Annotated in this window: 7 protein-coding genes; all 7 read right to left on the bottom strand. The window is 49.3% G+C overall.

Translation table 11 applies throughout. From position 1 onward, the window contains the following. Nucleotides 1-136 precede the first annotated feature (136 nt). The 7 genes from ACFO1S_RS21605 to ACFO1S_RS21575 all read right to left on the bottom strand — a co-directional run bounded on the left by ACFO1S_RS21605 (nucleotide 137) and on the right by ACFO1S_RS21575 (nucleotide 9,494). Nucleotides 137-1,732 (bottom strand): response regulator, encoded by a 1,596-nt coding sequence (locus tag ACFO1S_RS21605; protein ID WP_204606388.1) that lies wholly within the window; start codon nucleotides 1,730-1,732, stop codon nucleotides 137-139. Next, complete coding sequence (locus ACFO1S_RS21600; RefSeq protein ID WP_204606387.1) at nucleotides 1,729-3,492, bottom strand: sensor histidine kinase; 1,764 nt, start codon at nucleotides 3,490-3,492, stop codon at nucleotides 1,729-1,731. Before ACFO1S_RS21600 ends, ACFO1S_RS21605 begins: the two co-directional genes overlap by 4 nt. A 107-nt stretch (nucleotides 3,493-3,599) precedes the next feature. Beyond that, on the bottom strand, nucleotides 3,600-4,484 hold the full coding sequence (locus tag ACFO1S_RS21595) for a carbohydrate ABC transporter permease (protein WP_204606386.1): 885 nt from the start codon (nucleotides 4,482-4,484) through the stop codon (nucleotides 3,600-3,602). A gap of 25 nt (nucleotides 4,485-4,509) precedes the next feature. Continuing rightward, nucleotides 4,510-5,424: an ABC transporter permease gene (locus tag ACFO1S_RS21590; protein WP_378127546.1), complete on the bottom strand. Its 915-nt coding sequence runs from the start codon at nucleotides 5,422-5,424 to the stop codon at nucleotides 4,510-4,512. A 214-nt stretch (nucleotides 5,425-5,638) separates the two neighbouring features. Further along, nucleotides 5,639-6,910 carry a glycoside hydrolase family 1 protein gene (locus ACFO1S_RS21585; RefSeq protein ID WP_204606384.1) on the bottom strand — a complete coding sequence of 424 codons (1,272 nt, stop codon included), beginning with the start codon at nucleotides 6,908-6,910 and terminating at the stop codon, nucleotides 5,639-5,641. An 18-nt stretch (nucleotides 6,911-6,928) separates the two neighbouring features. After that, nucleotides 6,929-9,172 (bottom strand): beta-glucosidase, encoded by a 2,244-nt coding sequence (locus ACFO1S_RS21580; RefSeq protein WP_378127544.1) that lies wholly within the window; start codon nucleotides 9,170-9,172, stop codon nucleotides 6,929-6,931. Continuing rightward, on the bottom strand, nucleotides 9,102-9,494 hold the full coding sequence (locus tag ACFO1S_RS21575) for a hypothetical protein (protein WP_378127542.1): 393 nt from the start codon (nucleotides 9,492-9,494) through the stop codon (nucleotides 9,102-9,104). Before ACFO1S_RS21575 ends, ACFO1S_RS21580 begins: the two co-directional genes overlap by 71 nt. Nucleotides 9,495-9,673: the final 179 nt, after the last annotated feature.

Raw genomic sequence — 9,673 nt, 5'->3', positions numbered from 1 at the left:
AAGCCCCAAAAAGAGCCACGTTCTCCCGGCTACCGCCATCATAGAACGACCACAAAAATAGGCCAACCAGAAATCTCTGGCTGACCTGATAATACGAAAAGAGGCTGCCGCGTTTAACGACAACCTCTTCCTCTCTTCATCCGGACTGATTGCGGAATTCTGTCGGTCCGATGCCGACGTACTTTTTGAAGATTTTAGCGAAGTGAGAAAAGTTAGTATACCCCACCGACGATGCCACGGAACTGACCGGTATATTCGTCTTCCGCAGCAGTTCTCTAGCTTTATGGATTCGTTCCGTCAGGACGTAATCCGATATCGATAATCCTGTCTCTTTTTTAAATATTCGTGACAAATAATCGGGATTCAGATACACCTGGTCGGCGATGGTCTCTCTAGACATGTCTTGATCCAAGTTAAGCGAGATGTATCGTTTTATGGTTTGGACGACGGTATCATTTTCTTTGACCTCCTCCGCCTGTTTCATGGCTTTATTCACGGCATGGTGAACCCAAGCCATCATATGGGTAACGGAGCGCCCTGCCATTTCCGATATGCTTCTAGATTGATCATCCCCGAACAATTGATGGGCCTGGATGCCCTTTGCGTTCAGGAACGTGTACAGAATCTGCACGAAATCTTGACTGAATTGATGCAGCATCTCTGCATCCATCTCACGATTACGAACGAGATCGTCGAGATATTTCTCCACTTCGTGCTTGACGGCTTCCTTCGTCCCGGTTTTCAACAAGGAGGACAATGCGCTGAGTTCAGGCAGCCGAATCGGATGATCCGCTTGTTCCGTACGTTCGAAATCCATGACCCGATTGGAGAACGCGACGTTATTCCGATCGCGCTCACGCAACAACGCGACCATAGCGGCGATCTCATGCGCCTCTACCGATCGTCCCATATAGACGGAAAGATTACAGTAGAAAAAACGATGACAGGATTCCACATAGAAACCCGCGGCTTCCTTCAACCTGTCCCCCTCCTGTGGGAAATCCCTTTCCGCCATCAAGATGACGAGCAGTAACCCTCTATCCAACAGAAAACAGATCCCGTTGTCGTGGTTGCCGATGAGCATCTCTTCCGCCGAGTTTTTAAGCGCGAACTCCAATATTTTCTCATCTCTGCGTTTCATCTCTTTGTTCCAACGTTGAATAGAGATCAAGATCGGGAAGAAGACTGAGTCTTCCGTAACTGGAATATGGCGCTGCTCGACCTGGTCGCGAATCGCGGCGGGATAACTAGGAATCGAATGGTTGATCAGATCCAACCAAAAACGTTCAATGATAAACGATTGATGCTTCTGCCACAATTGATGGAATTTCACGTTCCGGTTGTTCTCGCTATTCTTATCTATCACGCCCTGAGCCTTTCGAATAACGTTCTCCAGCTCTTCGGCCAACACCGGCTTTAGCAAATAGTCGAAGCTCCCCAGCGTAAGCGCTTCCTTCGCATATTTGAAATCCGCATGGCTGGTGAGGAAAATCGTGACCGTATTCGGGGCTCGTTCCCGCACCCAGGACAACAATTCCAAGCCGTTCCCTTGCGGCATCTCGATATCGCATAACAGGATATCGATTGTTTTGCTCTCGAACCATTCTTTCGCCTGCCTGATATTGTTGGCGGTATAGAGCTCGGAAATCCTTAGTTTCTGCAGATCCAGATCTGCTTTTACGCCTTCGATGGCATGAATTTCATCATCGACGATTAGCAAGTGATAGCTCATGAAGTTACCTCCGCCGCAGGATTAATCGGAAGAATAATGGATACGACCGCGCCGCCGCTTTCAGGATGATTATCGAAACGAACCGATACCGTATCCCCGTACAGCAGCTTCAACCGTCGCTGAACGTTCCAAGCTCCGGTATGCTCCCCTCGTTCATTTGCGACGCATTTGCCAGCCTGAAGGTCTCGAAGAACTTCCTCTCCGAACCCGCATCCTGTATCTTGTATCGCGATGTTGACCCGGGTTCCGGAGTCTTCGTCCAATAAATCGATCCGCACGGAAATATGAACGAGCTTGTCCATCGTCACCGCGTGTTTGATCGAATTCTCGACGAATGACTGAACGACGAGGGGAGGAATCGGCATGTCCCCCAAAAAATCCGGAACGTCAAGTGTCCACGTCAATTTATCCGGGAAGCGCAAGCTTTGTATCCGCAAGTAGTTTCGGGTATGTTCCAGTTCGTCCTTCAAATGAACGAAAGTCGTATTGCTTCTAAACATGTAACGGAAATACTGAATCAAATACCGCGTCATTTCCATGGTCAATTCATTATTTTTGACCTTTGCCAGATTATATACGATGTTCAGCGAATTCAGGAAAAAGTGCGGATTAACCTGAAGCTGCAGGCGCTGCAATTCTTCCTTCTGCTTGTTCAGCTGTTCTTCGTACACATTGACGCGAAGCGTTTCGATTTCTGTCATCATGGAGTTGAACGATTCCCCCAAGATTCTGAACTCCTCCGAGCCGCCTCTAGTCAAGTCCACCCGATTGCTCCAATCCCCGCTTCGAACCTTCTTCATGGCAAGAAGGACCCGATTTAGAGGAACGAGAATCGCCTTGCTGATGGAATACAGCCCGGTCGGGATAAAGAGCAGGGAGGCTGCGGTTATCATCCACACGATCCCTTGAAGGTACGGCAGTTTATCCAGGATGTGGTGATCCGGTATGACGGCGACCAGCTTAAAGTTCCCTCTAATGGAAGCCGAATCGACGATCAAATATTTCCGGTCATATCCGGACAAATAGTAGTCGCCTTCGCTTGCATCCAAACGGATTTTGTTCTCGTCGACGAGCTTCGTGTCCGTTATCGGTTCTCCCAAGTCATTCGCAAGCAGGACGGTCCCCCCTTCTCCAATCTGAAGGGATTGAAGGGGATCCAGCAACTGGTCGGTACTCACCCATCCGCCTAAATACACGTTGCCTGTTCGGACAATATCAAACAAATATTTGTTTTGCCCGATTCGAGCATAATGCCATCTTTGCGTCGAGATTCCTTGAGTTAACCCACCGGATTGAATATGGTCAAGGAGATAAAGCTTTATTCGGTCTCTCTCCTCAAGGGATTGCGTCTGGGATTTGTTTACTTCCATATAGTCATCCCGGTTCTCGACGTATACGAAAAGCGAGCTGAGCGAACCATACAACGAAATATCCCGAGTAAACTTGTTGAACAAATACACCTTCGAACTGTAATACTCCGAATCCGATGCGGCTTGTTCGAGGGAGACAAGATCGAATCCCGATATTCCCGACATGGTGTTCATATACGCATCGACGTCGTTCAAGTCGGAGTCGATTTGATCCATGTATAGGGCCAACATATTCTTATACGATTCCGCGACCTGTCCGCGAACGACATCGATGGCGTAAAAGTTGTTATACAGCAGCATGCCTACCAACGGCCCCGTCATGACCAGCACGCTCAAGATCAGCTTAAACCGCAAGGAACCTCTTTGCCACAGCGATCCGCGAATATTCATGCTCCCGGCTCCTTAATGGTTTTCCTCCATCATATACGCACCTTAAGTCCAAGCGCCACAACCATTATGTGTCTGGTTGCGGCGCTTGGACTTTCGTGTCGATCGTCTTATCCTTTGACGGCACCGATCATAATCCCTTTGATGAAATACTTTTGGAAGAACGGGTAGGCCACCAGAATCGGCAATACGCCAATGACGGCAATCGCCATCTTAACCGAGTCGCTCGGCATTTGCTGCATCGCGTCGCCGGCGCTTGAACTCATATTGGTGTTGATAAATTGGATATCCTGCATGATCCGGTTCAGTAGATTTTGAACGCTGAACAGGTCGGGTTTCGTAATATAGATCATCCCGTTCTGCCAGTCGTTCCAGTACATAATGCAAGTGAACAATCCGATCGTCGCAAGAACGGGCGTCGACAGCGGCAATACGACGGACCATAGCGTCCGGTACTCGCTTGCACCATCCAACTGCGCTGATTCGATTAGCGCCGGCGGTACTGTCGTCTGGAAGAATGTTCGCATCATCATGACATAAAAGCCGTTCGTGAGCAGTCCCGGCACGACGAGTGCCCAAATCGTGTTCTTGATATCGAAGATTTGTGTATAAACCAGGTATGAAGGGATGAGTCCCCCATGGAATAGCATCGTGAAGAACACGATGAACATGATCAGATACCGGTGCGGTGTTTCTTTTCGGGAAAGCGGGTAGGCCAGCAGCGTCGTAAGAGCTAAGCCGGCGACCGTACCGAAGACCGTTACGAATACCGTAACCCCGTAAGCCCGCGCGATATCCGCGCCTCTGTGTAACAAATAGTCGTAAGCCTCCATACTGAACACCCGCGGGAAGAAAGAATATCCATGCGCGGTGATCGCATTCTGGTCCGTCAGCGATGCAGAGATAAGCAGCACGAACGGAATGAGGCAAAATGCGGCGAACAAAAACATGGAAATATGACTAAACCAGATTAATCCTCTACTTTCGCTTTTCATGTCGGTCACCTCCTAGAAATTTTTTTTAAAACAGCGCGTTATCTTTGTTCCTACGCCTTACGATGTAGTTCGCCAGCATGACAAGCATGAAGCCGACAATGGATTGATAGAATCCCGCTGCGGTGGACATCCCAATATCGCTATTTCCCATAAGTCCCCGGAAGACATAGGTATCGATCGTAGCTGTCGTTTCGAAGAGGGCGCCGGAATTCATCGGTACCTGATAGAACAATCCGAAGTCGGAATAGAATATCCGTCCCACATTGAGCAGCGTCAGCATAATAATCACCGGCGTTAGAATCGGGATGGTGATTCTACGGATTTGCTGCCAACGGCTAGCCCCGTCGAGCCTTGCAGCCTCGTAATACTCCTCATCGATTCCGAGCAACGCCGCGAAGTATACGATGCTGGAATATCCGACTGATTTCCAAAAATGGACTATAGTCAGTATCCAAGGCCAGTATTTCGTTTCGGTGTACCATGAAATCTCTTCGATGCCTAGCCAAGGAAGCACCGTCTTATTGAGGAACCCCGTATCCGGGCTTAACAAGGCGTATACGAGATAACTGACGATGACCATGGAGATCAAGTGCGGTAACGTGATAATGCTCTGGTACGCTTTCAGCAGCTTCTTGTGCCTGATTTCGTTCAGCAGAATCGCACAAGCCAACGAAAGTACCGTGCCTAGCCCGATGAACACAATATTATAGAGAATTGTGTTTCGCGTAATAATGTAGGCATCGGACGTCTTGAACAGATACTCGAAGTTGGCGAACCCAACCCAATCGCTCTGAAAGATCCCTTTCGCGAAGTTCACGTTCTTGAACGCGATGGCGAGTCCGAACATCGGGAGATAGTTGTTGATCAGTAAATAGAGAAGACCGGGAATCATCATGATCAGAAGCGGTGCGTATTTCCGATATTGGATCTTCTTTTTCATTTGGTGCTTCACGGTCTGCCCTGCATTTGTGGCGGTGGCTTGTGCCATATTCGTTCCCCTTCCTCTTGTCGTAAACAATAATGACTAGCCTTATCATAAGGGATGCGCTATGCCGCAACTAACAGTCTGACGACTTTTTTGATAACGCTTTGACGACTTTTCCGCCGTCAGAATTCAGAAGCCGAATCCTGCTTAGGATCCGGCTTCCGGCTTGTTATATCGAGTTATTCCTAGCGATACTTCCGAGATGATAAGCGCTCGGTTTAGGCTTGCGTTCTTGCGTCGTTCGATCCACTTCGATCAACCCGAACGTCTTCGAGAAGCCCAGCTGCCATTCGAAGTTATCGAGCAGAGACCAATGCATATAACCGATAACCGGAATTCCTTCCGAGATACAAGCTTGTACCCCTTTTAAGGCGCTATCTACGAACGCTATGCGTCGCTCGTCGTTATCCGTCGCGATTCCGTTCTCCGTGATCATGATCGGCTTCTCCAGATGCTTGGAGACGAAACGAACGACTGCTCCAAGCGCTTCTGGGTAATACTCGTTCCCCATTTGAGTCTTCTCCGCCTCCACAGGAATCGGCAGAAGACCCTCAGGTCCATATACCGTACGCGTATAATTCTGAAGACCGAAGAAGTCATCGTCCTCCATATACGGTAGGAACTGAAGGAATTCCTCGTGCCAAGCATGCGCTGCGTGCTCTTCCCCGCCCGGAATCGATTGAATGTCATAGAGTGATAAAGTTAATCCGATCTGAGTATTCGGACTAATCCGGCGAATCGCGCTTCTCGCCTCCAAGTGCGACTTGAAGATGACTTCCAGCCCTTTCTCCGAACGGGCGCCGAGGAATGAATGAACCTGTTGGGGATGAACGCCGAAAGCTTGCCCTAATGCCATGAAATATTTTTGCATCTGGCTCATATTATCCGTATTGATACCGACTTGCGCTTGGGATCCCCCGGATTGATGCCGTTTTATGATCTTGGCGATTCCGATGGAAATATTCGCTTCATTGATTGTACAGACATAAGGAATCAGTTCGCCAAGCTCTTTCATGACATGAGAGCAATAACGCGCAAATCGAGCGGGTGTCTCAGGCGATTCCCACCCACCCTCGCGAATTAGCCATTGCGGCGTTGAGAAATGGTGCAAGGTAACTATAGGCGTTACGTTATTGTTTCTGCAAGCCAACAGGACCTCCCGATAATGCTCGATGGCAGCACGATCAAACTGCCCTTCTTCGGGCTCGATCCTCGCCCATTCGATGGAGAACCTATATGAATTCAATCCGAACGAGGAGAGCAGCGCAATATCTTCCTTGAACAGCCGATAATGATCCACAGCACTGCCGGATCGCTCCTTGAACAAGGATCCCTCCAAATTTTCCATCAACCAAAAGTCGGAATTCGTATTATTCCCTTCAACTTGATGGGCAGCCGTCGAGGCCCCCCATAAGAAATCTTCCGGAAATCGAAGTGCCATACTGATTTGCTCCTCTCCTTAGCCGTTATTCTTTCGGCTATTGCTTGCTCTCTTAATGGCCACCTTTAACAGATGCTTCACGTTGTTCTCCAATCGGGTTCTGTCGATTCTGCCATCCTGAACGCCTTCTACGATCGGCGTTACGTAAGTGTCGTCGGGAGATCCGGGCGTCATCCAGCAATTCCCGGCTGCCACGGCCTCTGCCACGTCCACGGTATCATAGGAATTCCAGTCCGTCATGACGTATCCGTCGAACCCGAATTCCGAACGAATTACGCCATGAATCATCTCTTCGTCGGCTGCGGTGAAGGCGCCGTTGCAGGCGTTGTAAGCCGTCATGATCGAATCGGGTTTATGCACCTGAATGGCCACTTCATATGTCTTCAAGTAGATCTCACGCAAGGCTCGCTCGGTCATAAGGCTGTGGTTTCGCTTGCGAACCGTCTCGCAGTTGTTCGCTACCGTATGCTTCAAACAGCTGGAAACTCCGTTTTCTTCAAGACCTTTGCTGTGATGGCCCGCCATGACACCCGCAAGGTAGGGATCTTCTGAGAAATATTCCGGATGTCTGCCGTTCAAAGGATTCCGATGAATGTTCATTCCCGGCGCCAGAATCAAATGGATGCCGTTGTCGATAGCTTCTTCGGCAATAACCTTGCCCACCTCGTATGCGAGTCGGGTGTTGAACGATGCGCAGACGGTAGCGCTGCACGGCATTCCGATATTCGGTTGCTTGACATTAACGCCGCTATTCCCGTCGGCCACGACAAATTCTTCCATCTCGTATTTATCGAGCGTATATAGACGTCCGGCCTCGCCGATTTCCGTCATCCCCCACCCGGCGGCTTTGCAAACCGACAGCCTCGCTAACTCCCCTACGGTAAGTTGCTTAACGAACGAATCGAGCAATACCGGATTGTCCACCACTTCGCCGTATTTGATCAACCTGGCGGGGATATCTGCCTGAATAGGCCCTTCTATCATTGATTTAGCGCGTTTTACTTTAGGGGTCAGTTCGGTGACACTCGGTTTGATTCCCGACTGTTCACCTGTCGGAAAAGTCCCTGCCGGATCACGCTTGGACAACGTGCGTATAGGCATGGGCGGGCTCATTAGATTCGAGACGATTCGAATCGTCCGTAGTCCTTCTAGCGCAAAGCTCCCAGCTTGCACGACTTGCTTGACGGACGTTCCCGCAAAAAAGGTGTACGTCCCCTGTTCCATGATCCAAGAGGCGCTCTCCGTGTGATACGATGCAAGCTGATCTTCGTTTACTTCAAATTCCAGAGCCTGCTTGTGACCTGGCTCTAGCGATCCGGTTTTCGCGAAACCGACCAATTTTCGCACCGGCTTCTCCAGCAGGCCGTCCGGCTCTTCCACATATACCTGAACGACCTCCTTGCCTGCAACCGAACCCGTATTCGCAACTTCGACGGCAAGTCGCACCTTATTGGATTCAAATGTAAAGAATGTCGGTTTTACCGAGAAGGTCGTGTAACTTAACCCATATCCAAACGGATATGCGACTTGTTGCCCGAACGTCTCGAAATAGCGATAACCGACATATATATCTTCTTCATAATAGGTATCGGCGAAATAGGGGACATCCGTATCCAAGACGGGCATTCCCAGCGTCGCATTATAGAAGTTCCTGCTGGCGGGAATATCGTAATAATCCAGACTCCATGTATCCGGAAGCTTCGCGGAAGGATTAACCCGGCCGTCAATAATTTCGACAAGCGCCTGCCCCCCAAGCATGCCAACAAAACCGCAGATAACGAGCCCTTTAATGTTATATTTCTCAACCCATCTGACATCGATCGGATAGCCGCTGTTTACGATCGCAACCGTCTTGTCGAACTTACGGGACACGGCCCGAATCATCTGCTCCTCTTCTTCGGATAAATAAAATTCTCCCGGAATCGGACGATTGTCGATGTTCTCGCCCGAAGGGCGGCTAAGCATGATAATCGCCGTATCGGATTGTTTATAAGCACTTTCCAACAATTCATCCGATGGACTTACATCCGAATCCGAAAGATAGAGTTCCGTCACCTCGGTATTGAGCGAAAAATCGCTGTATTCTTCTATGGCTCTCAAGAAACCAACGGAATATCGCGGGTTGATTTTGCCTGCCCCTAACGCACCGAGACGGAATTGCAACAAGGCTTTTCCGAAAACATTGAGCGTTTCACCCTTTTTGAGCGGAAGAACGTTCCCTTCGTTCTTCAGTAGGACGATCCCTTCTCTGGCCGCTTCCAACGCGACTTTGTCTCGTTCTTCGTAACCCGGAACGGGATTTTTCTTCGGCATCGTCCGAATCGTGATTTCCTGAGGATCGATCCATTATCATTCCGTCAGCATCCACGAATCCCTCGACCAGCGCGGTGTAAGATTTGTCGTATTCGTTGACTACTCCGCGCACTGGAATTCCCAACAGCTGAACATTGCGACCCAGTGAAAAGTTATAAATGAATGCTTTTTTCAGTTGTTTGCCTTCGATCGTGATTGTGCCGATCGTGTTATCGTTCATTCGTTTTGAAAACGTGGCTACCGCACACCCCGAAAAGTCGCGGTTCATCATGATCAATTGACCTTCGGCTTCATCCAAATCTTATAGGACGCCATCTCCAGGCGCGGTAATAATCGGCTTATCCAAAGTATTCTCTCCTCGTATAGTATCTTTTGAAAGCATCTTTAAGTCAGTTTCCAGTCCCCGAGGGGCTGGAAAGGAACTTTTGAAATTTCCAGCGAATCGCTCCT

The organism is Cohnella boryungensis (assembly GCF_042651945.1).
Taxonomy (GTDB): domain Bacteria; phylum Bacillota; class Bacilli; order Paenibacillales; family Paenibacillaceae; genus Cohnella; species Cohnella boryungensis.
This window is presented reverse-complemented; position numbering and strand designations above follow the sequence as displayed.